Origin of the sequence: Xylanibacter ruminicola Ga6B6 (assembly GCF_000687715.1) — a bacterium.
GTDB classification, from domain to species: Bacteria; Bacteroidota; Bacteroidia; order Bacteroidales; family Bacteroidaceae; genus Prevotella; species Prevotella ruminicola_B.
The window spans coordinates 15,647-34,846 of the sequence record NZ_JHXD01000015.1 but is presented as its reverse complement, the minus strand read 5'-3'; the positions used below and the strand labels follow the sequence as shown (position 1 = coordinate 34,846).

At 51.1% G+C, this 19,200-nt stretch carries 19 protein-coding genes; 10 read left to right on the top strand and 9 right to left on the bottom strand.

Annotation, left to right across the window (positions count from 1 at the left end):
* The first annotated feature begins 68 nt into the window (after positions 1-68).
* The 8 genes from T500_RS0109805 to T500_RS16430 all read left to right on the top strand — a co-directional run bounded on the left by T500_RS0109805 (position 69) and on the right by T500_RS16430 (position 5,566).
* A complete protein-coding gene (locus T500_RS0109805) occupies positions 69-404 on the top strand; it encodes a hypothetical protein (protein ID WP_028907965.1) in 336 nt (111 codons plus the stop codon).
* Positions 405-606: 202 nt separating this feature from the next.
* Entirely contained in the window at positions 607-1,089 is a 483-nt protein-coding gene (locus T500_RS0109800; RefSeq protein WP_036908956.1) for a hypothetical protein, read from the top strand.
* 114 nt (positions 1,090-1,203) lie between these two features.
* Positions 1,204-1,527 (top strand): hypothetical protein, encoded by a 324-nt coding sequence (locus T500_RS0109795; RefSeq protein ID WP_028907963.1) that lies wholly within the window; start codon positions 1,204-1,206, stop codon positions 1,525-1,527.
* Positions 1,527-1,757, top strand: a complete 231-nt coding sequence (locus tag T500_RS0109790; RefSeq protein WP_028907962.1) for a hypothetical protein — start codon at positions 1,527-1,529, stop codon at positions 1,755-1,757. Before T500_RS0109795 ends, T500_RS0109790 begins: the two co-directional genes overlap by 1 nt.
* A gap of 12 nt (positions 1,758-1,769) precedes the next feature.
* Positions 1,770-2,081 (top strand): hypothetical protein, encoded by a 312-nt coding sequence (locus T500_RS0109785; protein WP_036908955.1) that lies wholly within the window; start codon positions 1,770-1,772, stop codon positions 2,079-2,081.
* A 102-nt stretch (positions 2,082-2,183) separates the two neighbouring features.
* The gene (locus T500_RS0109780; protein ID WP_028907960.1) at positions 2,184-2,504 is read left to right on the top strand and encodes a hypothetical protein; all 321 of its coding nucleotides are present in this window, start codon (positions 2,184-2,186) and stop codon (positions 2,502-2,504) included.
* Positions 2,505-2,541: 37 nt separating this feature from the next.
* Positions 2,542-4,980 (top strand): BT4734/BF3469 family protein, encoded by a 2,439-nt coding sequence (locus T500_RS0109775; RefSeq protein WP_028907959.1) that lies wholly within the window; start codon positions 2,542-2,544, stop codon positions 4,978-4,980.
* 34 nt (positions 4,981-5,014) lie between these two features.
* Positions 5,015-5,566, top strand: a complete 552-nt coding sequence (locus T500_RS16430) for a D-Ala-D-Ala carboxypeptidase family metallohydrolase (RefSeq protein ID WP_051612002.1) — start codon at positions 5,015-5,017, stop codon at positions 5,564-5,566.
* A gap of 71 nt (positions 5,567-5,637) precedes the next feature.
* Here the strand turns inward: T500_RS16430 and hisC are convergent, their stop codons facing one another.
* The 3 genes from hisC to hisG are packed head-to-tail and all read right to left on the bottom strand — an operon-like array spanning position 5,638 to position 8,800.
* Positions 5,638-6,672: a histidinol-phosphate transaminase gene (gene hisC / locus T500_RS0109765; protein WP_028907958.1), complete on the bottom strand. Its 1,035-nt coding sequence runs from the start codon at positions 6,670-6,672 to the stop codon at positions 5,638-5,640.
* Positions 6,669-7,952, bottom strand: coding sequence for a histidinol dehydrogenase (hisD, locus tag T500_RS0109760; protein WP_028907957.1), 1,284 nt, complete (start codon positions 7,950-7,952; stop codon positions 6,669-6,671). The genes hisC and hisD overlap by 4 nt, the downstream gene beginning before the upstream one ends.
* Entirely contained in the window at positions 7,949-8,800 is an 852-nt protein-coding gene (gene hisG, locus T500_RS0109755) for an ATP phosphoribosyltransferase (RefSeq protein ID WP_028907956.1), read from the bottom strand. Before hisG ends, hisD begins: the two co-directional genes overlap by 4 nt.
* Positions 8,801-8,918: 118 nt before the next feature.
* Between hisG and T500_RS0109750 the strand changes: the two genes are divergently transcribed.
* Positions 8,919-10,052, top strand: coding sequence for a transglycosylase SLT domain-containing protein (locus tag T500_RS0109750; protein WP_028907955.1), 1,134 nt, complete (start codon positions 8,919-8,921; stop codon positions 10,050-10,052).
* Positions 10,053-10,138: 86 nt separating this feature from the next.
* Here T500_RS0109750 and rpiB read toward each other — a convergent pair whose 3' ends face one another.
* The 5 genes from rpiB to T500_RS0109725 all read right to left on the bottom strand — a co-directional run bounded on the left by rpiB (position 10,139) and on the right by T500_RS0109725 (position 17,416).
* A complete protein-coding gene (gene rpiB, locus T500_RS0109745; protein WP_028907954.1) occupies positions 10,139-10,582 on the bottom strand; it encodes a ribose 5-phosphate isomerase B in 444 nt (147 codons plus the stop codon).
* Positions 10,583-10,684: 102 nt separating this feature from the next.
* A complete protein-coding gene (locus tag T500_RS0109740; protein WP_028907953.1) occupies positions 10,685-12,697 on the bottom strand; it encodes a transketolase family protein in 2,013 nt (670 codons plus the stop codon).
* 120 nt (positions 12,698-12,817) lie between these two features.
* On the bottom strand, positions 12,818-15,280 hold the full coding sequence (locus T500_RS0109735; protein ID WP_028907952.1) for a glycoside hydrolase family 2 protein: 2,463 nt from the start codon (positions 15,278-15,280) through the stop codon (positions 12,818-12,820).
* A gap of 17 nt (positions 15,281-15,297) precedes the next feature.
* The gene (locus T500_RS0109730; protein ID WP_028907951.1) at positions 15,298-16,122 is read right to left on the bottom strand and encodes an ROK family protein; all 825 of its coding nucleotides are present in this window, start codon (positions 16,120-16,122) and stop codon (positions 15,298-15,300) included.
* The gene (locus T500_RS0109725; RefSeq protein ID WP_051612001.1) at positions 16,106-17,416 is read right to left on the bottom strand and encodes a histidine-type phosphatase; all 1,311 of its coding nucleotides are present in this window, start codon (positions 17,414-17,416) and stop codon (positions 16,106-16,108) included. Before T500_RS0109725 ends, T500_RS0109730 begins: the two co-directional genes overlap by 17 nt.
* A gap of 120 nt (positions 17,417-17,536) precedes the next feature.
* Here T500_RS0109725 and T500_RS0109720 point away from each other — a divergent pair, with 120 nt between their 5' ends.
* Complete coding sequence (locus tag T500_RS0109720; RefSeq protein ID WP_028907949.1) at positions 17,537-18,304, top strand: nitrilase-related carbon-nitrogen hydrolase; 768 nt, start codon at positions 17,537-17,539, stop codon at positions 18,302-18,304.
* Here the strand turns inward: T500_RS0109720 and T500_RS0109715 are convergent.
* Positions 18,291-19,187: a cation diffusion facilitator family transporter gene (locus tag T500_RS0109715; protein WP_028907948.1), complete on the bottom strand. Its 897-nt coding sequence runs from the start codon at positions 19,185-19,187 to the stop codon at positions 18,291-18,293. The genes T500_RS0109720 and T500_RS0109715 overlap by 14 nt on opposite strands.
* Positions 19,188-19,200 lie beyond the last annotated feature (13 nt).

Below are 19,200 nucleotides of genomic sequence, written 5' to 3'. Positions count from 1 at the left end.
GCATAAAATAACAGAAAAGTGCACTAAAATAGTGCAATTTAACGATTTTTTACGGAAAACCTTTGAAAATGAAAGAAGGTAAAGAACGCGGGCTTAGTATCGAAGAGATTGGACTGATAGACTCGCTCTGGGGTGAGATTACCCACAACTACAATAAGATGTATTTGGCTGCAACTAAGGAGATTTGGCAGAAGATTAAGCCTGTGCGTGAAAACTTTTATGATGGCCGAAAGAGTCGCGAGGATTGTGAACTATTCGTAAACGATATGCTGAAAATTGCTCTGCCTATTGCAGAGAGACACAATCTCGACATGGAACTCGACGATGAGCATAGTCTGCCGCTGAGTTATCTTAAGTATTGGTTGGACTCTATATATTGTTACGATGATTACGGTCTCGAATAAAGAACCACTAATACCCCGCGGTATCCCCTATATAGTCCCTACTATAGCCCCTATTATAGCCCCTATATAGGGGCTTTTTTTGTTTTAATAGCCGTACCTTTGCCGTCGATAAGAATTTTATGTTTAATCCGAGTGGGGTGGGAGTCCTCTGAGGTGAAAAGCTGCAGCAATCATGCTCTTCTCACAAAACACTTGGAAAAAGATGAAACAAGTAGTATTGCGTATCGACGACGCAGCTTTTGAGAAGTTTATGGGTATGGTTGATCTGTGCCCGATGGTAGAGGTGCTGAATGTTTGTGGCACTGGCGACAAGAAACTTACCATTGATACCTATGTGGCATCGGCCATACGCGAAATGCGCCAGGCCCTGGCCTTTAAAAATCCCTGCGACTATGCTTACCTGATGGTGGCCATGAACGAGAGCGTGGTAAAAGGATTGCCCTTTTTCTATACCCCCAAAGATTTTATCGACTATATGCACCAATCGGATTTTGATAATCTGCCTGGTCGCACCACCATCTACGATACCATAGCTAAGGTGAAAGGCAAGTACCCCGACTGGACGTTTACCGATAGCCCCAAAGCCAGTGAGGCACTACGCAGAAAGAACTTGGTAAAGCGATTTTTGAGTGCCTTTATGAGGGCTCAAAACAATAAGTCGGACGGTTTGTCGGACGAATTCTAAGAAGGTCGGACGATACGTCGGACGATAGAAAATAAAGCCATCGTGGGGTGAATTTTTATTGCGAACTTTGCATCGTCGAAAGGAAAAAACGACGCAAATTTAAAATTAAAAGTTATGGTAAGACAAAGTATTTTTGAAAAGAGAAAAGGCGGTCAGTTCATCTTCGAAGATGAAGACCTGATGAGAGTACAGTGTTTGGAGCATGATGCCGAGAGCGTGATGTGCCAACTGGAGAACAAGTTAAGCCAACCGTTGCTGTTTATGCTTAACCAACAGCTGTTAGGGTTCAGCAGCCAGATGCAACAAGAACTGGCAATGGATATGGTTGACTATGTGTGCGACGATGTGATACGGATGACGGGATGCCCATCGGCTGATTACGTATTGGAAACGTGTTACGCATGGATTAACGACGAAATGGAAGGAGGTATGGCCTAATGGAACAGATAGTTAATGCCTATCACATCAAGGTGAACAAATGCTGCGCATCGTGCAAGCATAAGGAAAGCCAGAATGATGGTACAAGGCAGTGCACTAAGACGGGGCAGATGGTAGAAAGGAAATCGGTATGCTCTGAGTGGGAAATGAACGACGGTCTGCGCAATGCAGGCTTGCAAAAGGGAGCCGTGGTTCGCCTGAAAGGAACGCAAATAGTACTAATCAAATAAAAAAGTAAAGTTATGAAGAAAATGACAAAGATTGAAAAGATGGTGCGCATGTTTAGCGGCACCGACGAGATTGAAAAGCAGTTTGCTAATGATGTACAGACTTGGGGTGATGAGTTTACAGCTATAGCCGATAAGCTCGACATCCGTAACCCTTGGGATCAGGCTGTGCTGGTAGCTATTCTGACCAACATGTTGGCATGTGTAACGGTTAACGCCAAGTTTGATGGTGTGAATCTGGAGGAGGCTATACGTGATAACTATTATGATGCCTTGAAGGAATACAAGAAACAGGCTGCAAGGGAAATAGCGAAAGGCAACATCTAAAAAAGGTAAGTAAATAACCGAGTCGAAGTGTGGTGGAGGAAGTCTACGTAGTGAAAATGGCCAAATTCTAACACAACCCTTCACTCATCAATTCGACAAGTTATGAAAAAATATATTGCTATAGACGAAGAGGTTCTTGTGCGCCTCGTTGAAGGAAAGCGCGTAGAGGGTTCACTACATCGTGACAAGTTTACGGGAGTGATAACATTTAATGCCTATAAGCGTAAGTCGCGTAATTGCGCGAACGACCGCCTGGTAAAAAAGTTGCCATGGGGCTGGGTTAAGGAGAGTATACAGCGTATCAAGGTGTATGGCAGTTTCCCCAAAGAATTGGGTGCTGCAGCAGTGATGGGGCTGATGGACGATCACCATCGCGACGCCAAGAATGCTATGATAGAACGTGAGATAACCGAATTCTGCTAAGGCTTTATTCGAAAGTGATAATTGAAAATTGAGAATTATGTTTTGCTATCAGAAAAACTTTAGTAATCCCACCTTGCCGGTAGATGAGGCTCAGTTCTGGGCTCTTGTTAAGGCCACCAAGTGGAACGAGAATATCGATATGTATCGCGAAACGGGCGATGCGGCGTTGAAACGCAAACTGCCTGCATTCATCTTCCAGGCTACTTTCGACGAAACTGCATCGGCCAAAGGTAGAGTAGGTGCCTGGCGCAAACAGGCAGCCACCCGCTTAACGGGCCTGGTGGTGATGGATCTCGACCATATCGAGAACCCGTTAACCCTGTATCAGGGCTGGATAGATAAAGGCCTCGACCTGAAGGCATTGGGCATTGTGCTCGTGTATATTACACCCAGTGGAAAGGGATTGAAGATTGTGTTCAAGGCCCGACTGGATTGGGGCAACCTGATTGATAATCAGCACGCTATGGCCAAACTGCTGGGCGACGAGGTGGTTGTGGATGAGGCCTGCAAAGACTCGTCGAGAATGAGTTACATTTGCAAATATACCGATATTTTATTTATTGATAAAGAACTGTTTAGTTATGAGAACCAAGAGTATGCTGAGCGATATACTGCTCTATATCGAGACGGTCGCTCACAGAGCGAGAGTGCGAATCTTCCAGAAACATCAACTCCCATCGAGCATAGTAACGAACCTGTAATGTGGCGTGGATATGATGTACAGTGTATTATTGATAAGCGCTATGGCGATAAGCTGCCATGCCGAGAGGATAGAAACCGACATAACGAAAGCCTCAAGTTGGCCTCTGATCTGCTCACACTACTCGACGGCGATAGGGTTGATGTGCAGCGAGTGCTCGAAAAGCAGACGTGGGTACAGGAACTCATCAGCGAGGGCGAAAGGGTGGAGAACACCATATCGAGTGCCGTTGAGCACAAACGCGATAAGGAGAAGAAATTCCTTAATCAGCTGCCCAGTAAGCCCATGCTTGAGGCTATCCAGGAGGTCACGGGTAAGACGTACCAGGAGATTACGAAGGGCACGAAAGCGTCAACGGCGGCGGTGCTGAAGGATGATACCATGGCTCAGATGCTGTGGGAATGGGGTGAAGAGATTGAGGCCCTGAGCGAGTATTATCCAGCCTTGAAGGATGTGTGCAAGGGCTTGAAGCACAATCAGTACCCAGCGGCCCTGTTTGTAGCAGGCGGCCTGTTGATGACGCTGATGACACGATGCACGTATCGCTTTTACCATCGTCCAGAGGAATTGCGACGATTGAATAATTCAACGCTGATAATTGGCGATCCTGCCAGTGGTAAGAGCTTTGCCACTCGCTTGTTTAAGCTGCTGGCAGCACCTATCATCGAGGCTGATAAAGTAGGTAAGGAGGCTATTAATGCCTATCGTGAACAGATGCGCACCAAGGGTGCCAACAAGGAGAAGCCTAAGAAGCCTAAAGTGATTGTACGTGTACACCCAGCACGAACCAGTAATGCCCAGTTTATACAGGACATGGTGAACTCGGTAGAGGAGGTGGATGGCGAGCCCATGCAGCTGCACATGCTCACCTTTGATACGGAGCTGGATAACACCATCTGCGTGCAGAAGGGTGGTAGCTGGATTGACAAGATGAGTCTGGAGCTGAAGGCATTCCATAACGAGGAGGATGGACAGGCATACTCTAACAACGACTCTATCCTGCAGGATTTCTTCGTTACCTGGAACTACATCTACACTGGTACGCCCATCGCGCTTAAAAAGAAGGTGAACGAGCAGAACTTTGGCTCAGGATTGGCCACCCGCTTAACCTGTGTGCCACTGCCAGCCACCAACTTTAAGATGATGAGTCGCGAAAGTAATGTGGATTACGACAGCGACAACCGCTTGAAGGAATGGGCTAAGAAACTGGACCGTACCAAGGGCGAACTCTCAGTACAGAAGCTGGTGGATGAACTCTACGACTGGACAGCCCGTCGCATGGCCGATGCTGAAGAGAACGACAGCAAAGCCGACGAGATGCTGCTAAAGCGTTGTGCCTACCATGGCTTGAACTTCTCGGCTCCGTTTATTGTGATGCGCCACTGGGGCGATCTGCATCAGGAAGGCAACTACTGGTGTGGTACATTCGAAACGGACGAAATCGATTGGCGATTGGCCGAACTGATAGTAAACATACAGTATGCCTGCCAGCGATACTACTTTGGTGCGATGGCCGAAGCCTATTTCGACAACAAACTGAAGGATGCCAGCGTAAACGTTCAGCGTCGTCAGAAAACCTACGAAGGTTTCGAACGCTTGCCCGATGTGTTTACAACCGATGATGTGGTGCGTTGCTTCCAGCTTAAGAGTGCTGCTACAGCCTATATGCGTATCAGCCGACTAACCAAGGACCGACTGATAGAAAAGGCAGAAGACTATGTTGAAGATGGTTGCGCCAAGGTGCGCTATCGTAAAACCGGTCTGCTCATGATCTAACGTCCTAACATCCTAACAAACTAACATTACGAAAATGGAACAGATAGTACAGTTAAACAGTAAAGCAAACCTCTCCCAGCACTTGGCTTCGCCGAGTGAGGCTACGCTCGGCAATTCAAGCAAGCTTGATTGCGCTCGCTTATCGCCTCGCTTCACGCTGGGGGAGTTCACCAGGAGCAAATATCCTGAAGTGTATAACATTCCTAGTCATGAGGCGATTGCGAACCTAAAGCGATTGTGTGAGTGGTTAGAAGTATTGCGAAATAAGATAGGTCATCCAATCGTGATAAACTCAGGTTATCGATCGCCGCAATTGAATCGGAAGGTTGGTGGAGCCCCTACTAGCAATCACTTAACGGGCTGTGCGGCGGATATCCGCACCAATGGTATGGAGCAGGCCATCTGTTATGCAGCCATCCTCATAGCCTACGCCAATGAATCAGCACAGGACTATGATGAACTGCTGATAGAAAAGCGCTCGGCTTTGCCGCTTGGCTCGTCCAAGAATCGCTATGGTGCCATCTGGGTACATTTTGCAGTGAGACCGAAGGATAATCGTAGAAAGGTTGCGTTTATCCAAGCGTAATGCAAATAAAAAACACCCTGCTTCAATTTGTTGAGGCGGGGTGTTTTGGTATTTAGGGGACGACCCTGAGATTAATACTGACGCAGGGCGGCAATCAACTCGCTGTTTTCGGTCTTGGTGCCGATGGTGATGCGCAGACAGTTCTGACAGAGCTGCACGCGGTTGCGGTTGCGAACGATGATGCCCTGATCCACCAGATAGTTGTAGATACCGGTGGCATCGGTCATCTTGGCCAGGAAGAAGTTGGCATCCGTAGGATAAATCTTCTCGCAGATAGGGAGTATGCTGAAGGCCTGCATCACGCGGCCGCGCTCCTCCTTCAGAATCTTTACCCAACCATCTACTTCGAATGGGTCTTGCAATGCCTTGAGTGCCTGCTGCTGGGTGAGCAGGTTGACATTGTAGGGATACTTCACCTTATTAAAAATGTCGATGATGCCTTCTGATGCGAAAGCCATGCCCAGACGGATAGCGGCACAGCCCCATGCCTTTGACATGGTGTTGAGCACAATCAGGTTTGGGTACTTGGCCAACTCGCTACGCAGCGTCTTCTGCGAGGCGAAATCGCTGTAGGCCTCGTCGACAATCACCAGACCGTCGAACTGTTCAATCACCTTTATCACCTCTTCGCGCACCAGGCAGTTGCCGGTGGGGTTGTTAGGGGTGCACAGCCAGATAATCTTGGTATGGGCATCGGTGGCTGCCAACAGCGCGTCGGCAGTTACCTGGAAATGCTCGTCGAGCAATACGGGACGATACTCTACGTTGTTGATATCGGCGCACACCTTGTACATACCATAGGTGGGCTCGATGGCCACCACATTATCCACGCCTGGCTCGCAGAAACAGCGATAGGGCAGGTCGATGGCCTCGTCGCTACCGTTGCCCAGAAAGATGCACTGGGCAGGCACGCCTTTTACTTTGGCGATGGCTGCCTTGAGCTCCAGCTGCAAGGGATCGGGGTAGCGGTTATAAGGCGCGTTGTATGGGTTCTCGTTTGCATCGAGAAACACGTGTGCCTCGCGGCCTGCGTACTCGTTGCGTGCGCTGCTGTAAGGTGATAGAACCCAGATATTTGGCCTTGTTAGCTCTTGTAATGATTTCATTTCAAACTATTGATTCTAACTGTCATTGCATTCTTGTGGGCATCCAGCTGTTCGGCTTCGGCCATAAGTTCTACGGCGCGACCGATGCTGCGGATACCGTCCTCGGTAAGATGCTGGAAGGTAATCTTACGGCAGTAGCTATCCAGGTTTACACCGCTGTAGGCAGTGGCATAACCGTGGGTAGGCAGGGTGTGATTGGTGCCGCTGGCATAGTCGCCAGCACTCTCACAGGCATACTCGCCCAGGAACACGCTACCTGCGTTAACTACCTTATTGGCCACCTTATTATAATCCTTTACCTGCAGAATGAGGTGCTCGGGGGCATAGGCATTCGAGAGGTCGATAGCCTCCTGCATGCTGTTAACCAGTACCAGACGGCTGTTGTCGAGTGCCTTGGCAGCCATCTCCTTACGGGGCAGCAGATCCAGTTGACGGTTCACCTCGGCCTGTACGTCGAGAATCACCTGCTCGGAGGTGGTAATGAGGAATACCTGCGAGTCGATACCATGCTCGGCCTGCGACAGCAAGTCGGCAGCTACAAACTCGATGTTGGCATGCTTATCGGCGATGACGCACACCTCGGAAGGACCTGCGGGCATGTCGATAGCCACGTCGTGCAGACTAACCTGCTGCTTGGCGGCCATCACATACTGGTTGCCAGGACCGAAGATTTTATATACCTTGGGCACACTCTGTGTACCATAGGCCATAGCGCCGATGGCCTGTACGCCACCTGCCTTGAATATCTTGCTTACACCTGCAATGCGGGCGGCCACCAGAATGGCGGGGTTTACCTTACCATCGCGACCTGGAGGGGTGCAGAGCACAATCTCCTCGCAGCCTGCTATCTTGGCTGGTGTGGCCAGCATCAGTACGGTAGAGAAGAGTGGGGCAGTGCCGCCAGGAATGTACAAACCAACCTTCTGGATGGCTACACTCTTCTGCCAGCATACCACGCCGGGCTGTGTCTCGATTTTCTTGCCTTTGAACTGCTGCGACTCGTGGAAGGTCTTGATATTGTAGTGAGCCACCTGAATGGCTGCTTTCAACTCAGGACTTACCAGCGCTTCGGCTTCGTTCATCTCGGCTTCGGAAACAGCCAGTGTGGGCAGATCAACATGGTCGAACTTCAGCTCGTAGCCCTTTACGGCATCATCGCCGCGCTTCTTTACGTCGGCCAATACCGATGCTACGGTGTCGTTGAGCTGCGAAACATCCAGGTGCGGACGCTCTACAATCTTTGCCCACTCGCTACGTTGTGGATTACGAATTATGATCATAATATCATTTTTTCGATTGGCGTTACCAGAATGCCCTGGGCGCCCATTTCCTTCAGTTTGCCAATAATCTCCCAGAACTGCTTCTGGTCGAGTACGGTGTGAACCGAGCACCACTCGTCGTCGGCCAGAGGGATGATGGTGGGGCTCTTCAGGCCTGGCAGCACGTTGATAATCTCTTGCAGGCGGGCCTTGGGGGCGTTCATACGTACATACTTCTTGTCCTCGGCATCCTTTACGGCCTTAAAGCGGAACAGCATCTGCTCGAGGATGGCTTTCTTCTCGTCGCTCATCTGCTTGTTGCCAATCAGCAGAGCCTCACTCTGCATTACAATCTCAACTTCGCGCAGATTATTGCTCACCAGGGTAGAGCCTGATGATACGATATCAAAGATAGCATCGGCCAGACCAATGCCCGGGCTGATTTCTACGCTACCTGTGATGACATGGATTTCGGCATGGATATGATGCTGCTCAAGGAAATGTCGAAGGATTCCGGGGTAGCTGGTGGCAATCTTCTTGCCGTTGAACCACTCTACTCCCTTGTAGTCGATCTCTTTGGGAATGGCCAGCGAGAGGCGGCATTTTGAGAAGCCGAGACGTGAGATGATATCTGCATCTTCGCCACGCTCAACAAACTCGTTTTCGCCCACTACACCGATGTCAGCCACTCCACTGGCTACACTCTGTGGGATGTCATCATCGCGGAGGTAAAGAACCTCCAGCGGAAAGTTGGACGACTGCACCAGCAAGGTGCGTTTTGAGGCACTAACCTTGATGTCAGCCTCTGACAACAGGTTCATGGTGTCCTCGAACAGACGTCCTTTTGATTGTACTGCAATTCTTAACATATCGTTAAATCTAAAAAATATCGGGTGCAAAATTACAACTTTTTCGCGAAATAAGTGTCATTACTGACCAAAAAGTAGTACCTTTGCACCGTTTTTACTAACAAAATGGTGCTGATTGATGCGAAAATGGTATAAATATGTCGGTTTTGGGGCGGTTTTGCTGTCGCTGGCGTCGTGTTTCGAAAAGAAGCACGAACCCATTGTGGCACCCTGGGGCGTGATTGATGATACCGTTTCGGTATCCGACGAGTTCGACCTGCACGATATCCAGACCAGTGGCGAGCTGATTATGGCCACCGTGAGCGGACCTCATACCTATTACGAGTATCACGGTAAGAGTCTGGGCACGCAGTTCCTGATTTGTCAGCGATTTGCCGATTCGCTGGGTGTGCGTCTGCGTGTAGAGGTGTGCCGCGACAGTATGGAGTTAGTAAAACGTTTTGCCGATGGCGAGGTGGACATTGTGGCCTGGCCCACACCGGGACATATCAGTGCCGATACAGCTAAGAACGACCTGGCTAAGGAGCTGCAGGGCTGGTATCGCCCAGAGCTGATTGCAGCCGTGCAGAAGGAGGAGAACGACCTGCTGACGGTGCGTAAGGTGCATCGCCGCATCTTCTCGCCCATGCTGGATGCCAAGGGCGGTATTATCTCGCATTACGACAGCTATTTCATGACGTATGCCCGCGACATACGCTGGGACTGGCGCCTGCTGGCTGCCCAGTGTTATCAGGAGTCGACGTTCGACCCGCGTGCCGTATCGTTTGTGGGTGCCAAGGGACTGATGCAGATTATGCCTGGCACAGCCGACCATCTGGGAGTGCCACGCAGTCAGCTGTACGAGCCTGAGGCTAACATACGTGCAGCGGTGAAATATATCGGACAGCTGCAGAACACGTTCTCGGATGTGCGCGACCAGTACGAGCGTACCAACTTTGTGCTGGCCAGTTATAACGGTGGTGCGCACCATATCCGTGATGCCATGAATCTGGCTAAGCGCGACGGCAGGAACCCGCACCGCTGGAGCGAGGTGGCGCCTTATGTGCTGAAGCTGAGTCAGCCCCGCTATTATAACGACCCGATTGTAAAATATGGTTACATGCGTGGTTCGGAGACGGTGGATTACGTGCAGCGTATCCGTCAGCGCCATGCGGGCTATCAGGGTGTGAAAACGCCGCACATGGGTTTCCACGGGGTAGGCAAGCCCCGCAAAGCGGAACAGCGAAAAACAAAATATGATATTAAAAATTAGGCACGAATTACACGAATTTCACGAATTTTACTAGCAATGAGTAAAATAATTCGTGTTAATTCGCGAAATTCGTGCCAAAATAAAAACTATTTCTGCACGGGGATCTTATCTACGCGCTTCTGGTGGCGGCCACCTTCGAAGCTGGCGGTGAAGAACTCGTCCATAATCTTGCGAGCCATGTTGTTATCGATGAAACGGCCTGGCATTACCAGTACGTTGGCATCGTTGTGCTGACGGATGAGATGTGCAATCTCGGGAATCCAGCACAGTCCGGCGCGCACCTGCTGGTGCTTGTTCAGGGTGATTGAGATACCCTCGCCACTGCCACAGATGGCAATACCGGGATAAACCTCGCCACTCTCGATACCCTCGGCCAGTGCGTGTCCGAAATCGGGATAATCTACACTCGCATCACTCCATGTACCATAGTCCTTAACGGGGTAACCCTTCTCCTCCAGGTACTGGAGCACAAACTGCTTTAAAGCGAAGCCTGCGTGATCGCAAGCAACTCCAACTGTCTTTACTTCCATAGTCTTAAAATTTAAGGCACGAATTACACGAATTTCACGAATTTTACTAGCAATGAGTAAAATAATTCGTGTTAATTCGCGAAATTCGTGCCAGATTATTAATTAAGCAAGCAATTTCTTAACCTGCTTGTAAACATTCTCTCCGGTGAAGCCGAGCTTCTCGTCGAGCACCTTGTAAGGAGCAGAGAAACCGAAGCTCTCCAAGCCCCATACTGTACCGTCGGCACCTACCAGACCCTCGAGGTTAACGGGCAGACCAGCGGTGAGACCGAACTTCTTAACACCAGCGGGCAGTACGCTCTGCTGATACTCCCTGCTCTGGCTGCGGAACAGACCCTCAGAAGGAACGCTAACCACGCGAACCTTTACGCCGTCCTCGCGGAGCAGCTTAGCACCAGCCTCGAGAGTAGAAACCTCAGAACCTGAAGCCAGCAGGATAACGTCGAAGTTCTCGTCTGAACCAGCTACAACGTAAGCACCCTTGGTAGCCTGGTTGTAGTCGTTGCCCTCGGGCAGCATGTCGATATTCTGACGAGAGAAGATCAGGGCTGTAGGAGTATCAACATTCTCCATAGCCATGCGCCAGCAAACGGTGGTCTCCTCGGCATCGGCAGGACGAACTACCAATACAGAGTTCTTACCATGGTGGTTCTTCAGCTTCTCCATCAGGCGGATCTGTGCCTCCTGCTCAACAGGCTCGTGGGTAGGACCATCCTCACCTACACGGAAGGCGTCGTGAGTCCAGATGAACTTAACAGGCAGCTCCATCAGGGCAGCCATACGTACAGCGGGCTTCATGTAATCAGAGAATACGAAGAAGGTACCGCAAGCGGGGATAACACCACCGTGCAGAGCCATACCAATGCAGCAGCAAGCCATAGTGAGCTCGGCTACACCAGCCTCGAAGAAGGCACCGCTGAAGTCGCCACGAACCAGGTCGTGAGTCTTCTTCAGGAAGCCGTCGGTCTTATCTGAGTTGCTCAGGTCGGCAGATGCACAAATCATGTTGGGAACCTGCTCAGCGAGAGCCGACAGAACAGTAGCACTGGCACCACGAGTAGCAGCACCTGCCTTCTGCTCAACCTTGCTCCAGTCGATAACAGGAGCCTTGCCGCTGAACCACTCCTCGAGCTGCTTGGCCTGCTCGGGGTGACCCTTAGCCCACTCAGCCTTCTCGGCGTAGCGCTCAGCTACAATCTTCTTCAGCTCCTCGGCACGCTTTGCGTACATCTCCTGAACCTCGGGGAAAATCTGGAATGGGTTCTCGGGATCGGCACCCAGGTTCTTCATGGTGTTGATGTAAGCATCGCCACCGAGAGGAGCACCGTGAGTAGCGCAGTTGCTCTCGTATGAGCTGTTGTCAGCCTTACGGGCACCCTTACCCATTACACAGTGACCGATGATGAGTGATGGGCGGTCCTTCTCGGCCTGAGCCTTCTTGATGGCCTCGCGAATCTGGTCAACATCGTTACCGTTAATCTTCTGTACAAACCAGCCCCATGCCTCGTACTTCTTGGCGGTATCCTCGCAGGTAACCACCTCGGTCTTGGTAGAGAGCTGAATATCGTTAGCGTCGTAGAACATGATGAGGTTGTCGAGTCCCAGGTTACCAGCAATACGACCAGCACCCTGTGAAATCTCCTCCTGTACACCACCGTCAGAGATGTAGGCGTAGATTGTCTGGTTCATTACGTTGCCCAGACGAGCCTTCAGGAACTTAGCGGCGATAGCAGCACCTACAGCGAAACAGTGACCCTGACCAAGAGGACCAGAGGTGTTCTCGATGCCGCGCTCAATCTCGCGCTCGGGGTGACCTGGAGTTACTGAGCCCCACTGGCGCAGGTTCTTCAAATCCTCGAGTGTGTACTTGCCGATCAGGGCGAGCTGGCTGTACAGCATTGGAGCCATGTGACCAGGATCGAGGAAGAAACGGTCGCGACCCTCCCAAGCGGGATTCTCGGGATCGTAAACCAGGAACTCACTGTAAAGGGTGTTGATGAAATCAGCACCACCCATAGCACCGCCGGGGTGACCCGACTTAGCCTTCTCAACCATCGAAGCAGCAAGGATACGGATATTATCCGCTGCCATGTTCATAACTTTGTTGTCGTTCATAATGAATAATTAATTGAAAAACGTTAATTTTGGGGGCAAAGATACAAAATTATTCCGAAACAAATCACGGTTTCGGAATAATTATTTGATTTAGAGCAAAAAATTATTGTAATTTTACACTTATTGCTTGAAAACTCCTATCTCAACCTTAGTTTTGTCAGTCAAGGATGGCATTCGGCAGGTAACGGTACGCGTTTCGCCTGGGGCCAGCGTCAGGTAGTTGTCGCTCCAGTAGGCGGGGCAAATCAGCTCGCCCTGGTTCTTGGCTGTTAAGCGAATCATAAATGCCACCTTATCGGTAGGATTGCTTACTTGTACCTGGTAGCCATCGTTGGTGGGGGTGGTAGAAAGCTTCACGTCGGTGGTACACAGGCTGTCGAGCATGGCATACGAGGCGTACTTGGTGATGGGGGTGTGTACCCAAGTGGTCTTGCTCCAGTCGTACGTATCCTTCTCGCTTACAATAAAGTATTCGTTGGTGATGTCGTCGCCCAGCTTCAGCAGCAGGAAGGCGGCAGGGGCCTGGGCCATATCAATGTCGAACACCTTGGTTACCATGCCGGGGGCTATCTCAATCTCCTGACTGTCGTCGGTTCGCTTGTCGCCTCTCAGCAGCTGCATCCTGGCTGTGGCCTTGGCGGGGTGCAGCGTCTCGTTAACGGCATACACGGCTTTGGTGTAGTAGTCGTAAATCAGCTGCACGGGGGCGTTGGCTTTCTTTACACCGTAGTAGGCGGCGTTGGGCTGCTTGTAGTAGTCGTACAACTGCCAGTAAATGCCTGGGCGTGAGCCGTTCAGCATCCACTGGATAATGCCTGTGGTGTGGGGCAATCTTACTCGGAAACTCTCGAACATGGCCTTGGTGCTCTCGTAGTTCAGCATGTCGGCGCGGCGCAGGTACTCGTCGATATCCTTGGCCTCGCTAAAGCGGTTACGAATCACCTCGTTCAGCTGTTTCAGCGAGTTCATGTCGCTGCCCGATGCGGTACACAGAATATTCCAGCGCTGGTCGATGGGGAAGAGGTTGGGGCCTAACATCTTCTGCAGCGACTCCTTCACAGGCAGCTGGGCGCCGATACCTGTTTCGGTGTTGAATCCGAATGCGCCTCCAGGAGCTTCTGGCAGATACCAGTAGCTGGGACCCACATACTCGTACGGACCAGCCATCTTGGTTCCCGACGGACCAGAAATCTCGCTCGTCTGATCCTTGGCTGATATCAGGTACTGGCGATCGTCCTCAGTACTCAGGAACGCCTGATACTTCTTCTCAAGTTCGGGTTTGGGCAGCATGTCGCTACCTACAAACCAGCCGATGATGGATGGGTGATAGCGCAGCCACATCACCTGATCCTCGAACGAACGGGCTATCAGGTCGATATTCTCTTGGCTCAGTATGCCGCCGTACAGCTCGTCGCAGGGCGAGCCGATATAGTCCTCCCACTCCCAGTGGCAGCTCCAGCCCACCAGGATAAAGAGTCCCAGCTCGTCGCACAGGTCGTACAGGTTCTGCGAGGTACCCCAGAAACCCTCCAGGCGCACGGTGTTCATATTCATGTCGCGTACATACTCCAGTTGCTGGCGATTGCTCTCGGGTGTGTCGCGCAGGTAGATATCATCTGTCCAGCCGGCACCACGCAGCAGAACGGGCTGGCCATTCAGCGAAAAGGCGCGGTAGCCTTCGTCGGTGAGGTAGCTTTTTATCTCGCGAATACCAAATCGCACATCCTCGAAATCCGAAATTTTGTGGTCCTCGGCAAACTCAATGTGCAAATCACACAGTTCAGGTTTGCCCATGTTGTGGCACCACCACAATTTGGGCTTGTTGATATGTATTTCGGTGGGACTCACAAAGCGTTTCTTCTCGCCAGGGGCCAAACTTACGCGGTAGTTGAACTTCTGTCCGTCGGCAGTACCCTGCACGGTGCCTTCAACGGGCTTATCCGACAGGTTGCGCAGTTCGGTGGCGATGGTGAGCCAGGCCTCGTTCAGCGTTTCGGTGTTTACACGAGAACGTACGGCTGAGTGCGACAGGGCCACATTGCCGCAGGTTTTAATACGCACCTCGCGGTAGATACCCATATTCTCATCGGCAGGGCGTGGATTCCAGTCGGCAAAACCGATATTGGGTTCGCCGGGCTGTGCACGGAACACCTCAACCTCCAGTTTGTTCTGGTCGGCAACCTCGTTGGTAACGTCGAACTCAAACTGGCGGAACGCGCCGTACATCTCCTTGCTGTTGGCTATCTGCTTGCCGTTCAACCATACGTTGGCGCGGTAACTGATACCGTCGAAGTTCAGCACGGCATGTTCGCCCTCGTTAAGGGGTTGCAGCTCGAAGGTGGTGCGGTACTTCCAGCTTTTATCAAACTGTGTTTTGTTAATCTTGGCATAGTCGTCGGCTGTCAGCGCCTCGGGTTCTATGCCGTTGGCAGTCAGCGTACCCATCAGGGTGCCAGGTACTTGGGCTGGTATCCAACCATCGGGTGTTTCTACCTCCCAGTTCATATCCAATGTCTTATGCTCGGTACATGCAGCAGCCACTACTGCCAGCATCCCCGCCGCCAAAATAGTTTTAAATTTCATATTTTAATGTTTGATGTTTAATGTAAGATGGAGGCTCCCAGCATGGCAGCGTTTGGTAAGGTTGATGGCTGGATGCGGGTGGCAGCCACGTTCTCGGGGTAGGGGAAGGTGCTGAGCTGCTGTCGCATGGGTGCTTCGTAAAGCGCGAAAGCGTTGGCTATGCCGCCACCGATGATGATGGCCTCGGGGGCATAGGTAAACAGCACCGCTTTCATCAGGTTGCCCACATGCGTGCCAAACTCCTGCCACACAGCCTGTGCCTCTTTGTCGCCAGCCAAAGCCAGCTTGGCAAAGTTGGCTCCCGTGTCGCCATGCAGCTTGCTGAAGAACCGGCTACTGCAATAAAACTCGTAGTCGGCATCCAGGTAAGGCAGCGAACCAATCTCGCCAGCACCCGTGTTCACACCATTATACAACTTGCCATCGATGATGATACCTGCGCCAATGCCGGTACCTATCGTCAGGCCCACCATATTCTGCGTACCCTTGCCCTCGCCGTAGCGCCAGGCACCTAAGGCAAAGCAGTTGGCATCGTTATTAACAGCTGCGGGCACACCAAACTCGCGTTCAAGGGCCTCCTTCAGGTGTACCTCCTGCCACGAGGGGATATTGGCCACGTTATATACAATGCCCTGCTGGCAGTCTACCACCGAAGGCACACCCACACCAATGCCCGTTACCTCGGGACGCATCAGCTGGGCTATCTGTCGCTTCAGCTGGGCGAGCACTACCTCCTCGGGCTCCTGTGCGGGGCAGGGCTCTATCACGGTATCAACCACCGTGGCGCCATCGGTCAGTCCAACACGCATGTTGGTACCGCCTAAATCAATCGCTATTTTCATCTTTATAGGTTACGTTTGCTTGTTTCAAAATGTTACGATAATAGGCCGATACATCCTTCCAATGGTAGAAGGGGTAGCAGTCGGTCTGGATGGGGATGGAGGTCTCGTTCTCGTTCATCAGGAACTTCACGAGGATATCGTCCGACCCCTGCTTGCGGAAGAAGATGAGCTGCACGTTACCTGCCATCGGGATAAGTCGGAACAGGGCAAATGTGTTATGCAGGTTCTCCATATCCTGCGTGCCGCCCATAGCCTCTTTCACACCTAATATATATGAGAAAGGTAGCAGCACGCTGTCGTGACCGAAGCGCAGACGCACCTGTTTCTTACCCGAAGCTATCATGAGGTCGGCCTCGTCGAGGAAGTTCTTCAGCAGCGGATAGATGGCGTAGTAGTTGGGGCGCGAACCAGGCATCAATCCCTCCCACAGGCACCAGCTGGCATTGTAAACATAAAAGCCGTCGATAAGTTCGTCGGTGGTAAACAGGTCGTTGAACGACAGATTCAACTCGGGCAGACAATGCATGTTCGAGGCGATGTTCCATAAGCCATCGGCCAGCTTGTAGCCATCCACAAAACCTTCCAGCTGTTTGGGATCCTTAAACAGCATCTGCATCTGGTAGCGTCCGTTCAGCTTTTCGTGGCGGAACTTATCCAGTTTGTCGTACAGGTGTCCGTCGATACCTTTCTTAGGGATGAAGATACTATCGTTAGGTATCAGGTAGTACATATCGTGTTCGCTGGCATCCATCGTGATGATGAGCTGTGGATTCATGCACTTCAGCTCCTGACAGAAGTTAGCCATCGAGAGCATGCAACGGCGAACGGTTGATGAGTTGGCCTTCACCTCAACGGGCTGCATCAGCAACTGTGGGTAGTTGGTAGCCAGACGGTGGGCTATGCCCTGATGCTGTCGGGCACCCAGATTAGTCAGGTCGCCATCGCGATGCCATGCATCGGCAGCAGCCAGTTTTAAACGTTGCAGCACTTCTACGCCTTTGGGTGTAAGCCAGCCGCGCGCCTGGGCGGTATCCATCTTGCCAATCACGTATTTGTAGGCATCGTCGTCCGTCATATAACGGGCACCGTGACGGCCGTAATGACTCACGTAGAATGGTTCGTAACCTGCAGGTGCAGGCGTTACTGTTCCCTTGGGTAGGGGGTAATTGCAATAGTTGCCAGTAGCTAACTCCATGTTGGCCAAAAGTTCGGCCTTTGATGTCTGGGCCTGCATGGGCGCACAGAGCATCGTAGCTGTAAAAGCACAGATAAAGGTTTGTTTTAAATGATTCATAAACTGTTTTGAATAGTTGATTTGTGGCGCAAATATACATTATTTTTCTATAAGGTGGTGCATTTTTTTAGTTTTTTTTGTATCTTTGCCGCCACATTATATTAATAAGGTATAAAGATTATGAAGATAGCGATTGTACAACACGATATACCCAGTAGCAATTTTTTAAATAATATGGACCGTTTGGATCCGTTGTTAAAGCAGCAGCCGGATGCCAATCTGTATGTGTTGCCAGAAACCTTTGCCACAGGTTTTATGGCCGAGGGCTATGTAGGTGGGGTGGGTGCTCCGGCTCACTTTATGTTGCAGTGGATGGCGTACCAGGCCATGCTGCATAATGCCGCCATAGTAGGTAGTGTGGCAAAAAAAGATACAGAGGGATTGCTGCGTAACCGCTTGATTTTTATGCATCCTGATGGCAAGTACGACTATTACGATAAGCGCCATTTGTTTACGTTTGCCGGCGAAACCAAGGATTACGTGCCAGGTGATCGCCGTGTGGTTGTAGAGTGGTGTGGTGTGCGTTTCCTGCTGCAGGTGTGTTACGATTTGCGATTCCCTGTTTTTTCGCGTTCGCGTGGCGATTACGATGCCATCATCTACGTGGCCAACTGGCCCGAACAGCGTCAGGATGTATGGCAAACCTTGTTGAAGGCGCGTGCCATCGAGAACCAGTGCTATGTGATAGGTGTGAACCGTGTGGGTAGCGATGCCGCTTGTAAGTATATAGGTGGTTCGGTAGTGATTGATGCCTATGGTCGCACCATCGCCCAGTGTGCCGATGGTGAGGAGGGTATTGCTACCGTTGAACTCGACATGGAACAACTGCAGCGTTTCCGTAAGAAGTTCCCTGTGCTGGACGATGCCGACGAGTTTAGTGTTCTCTGATGCTCTTTGGTTCTACGTGAACGGCGATGTGGGTTTCCTTGCCGTAGTGTTCGCGTAGGATATTCTCCACTTCTTCGCTTTTGTTGTGAGCCTCGCGCAAACTGATGTCGTCGTCCATCAGTATGTGCAGTTCTATGGCGTAATGATTGCCTATTCGGCGCGTGTGCAGATCGTGTGGCTCTGTAACGCCAGGTATCGATCCTGCCAGCTGCAGTATCTCGTTCTCCACCTCGTCGGGCAGCGAATGCTCCATCAGGTCGCCAATGCCATTACGCAGCAGGTCTATCGCCACCTTAATAATAAATAGGCCCACGATGATACCTGCCATGGGATCGAGCACCGTCCATCGTTCACCTAAGAAGATGGCGCCACCAATGCCGATGGCTGTGCCTATACTCGACAGGGCATCGCTGCGGTGGTGCCAGGCGTTGGCCTCTACTGCCTGCGACTTGAGTTTGCGGGCCTGCACCATCGAGTAGTGGAACACCGCCTCTTTCAGAATAATCGAAAGAAGTGCAGCCCAGAGTGCCAGCATACCTGGTGCCTCTAAGGTTCCGCCCTGTGCCCAAGCGATAATCTTGGTGAGTGCGCTATACACAATGCCTACAGCTACTATCAGTAGTGCCAACCCAATCAGTGTGGTGGCCAGCGTTTCGTATTTACCATGCCCGTACTCGTGCGATTTGTCGGTAGGTTTGCCGCTGATGCGCACAAACACCAGCACGATGATATCTGTGACAAAGTCGGACAGCGAGTGCACCGCATCGGCAATCATTGCCGCACTATGTCCCACAATGCCCGCCACAAACTTAAACAGTAGGAGCACCACATTCACGGCGCCACCAACCATTGTTACCTTATATATCTCTTTATTTCTTTCCATTGTAGTGCAAAAG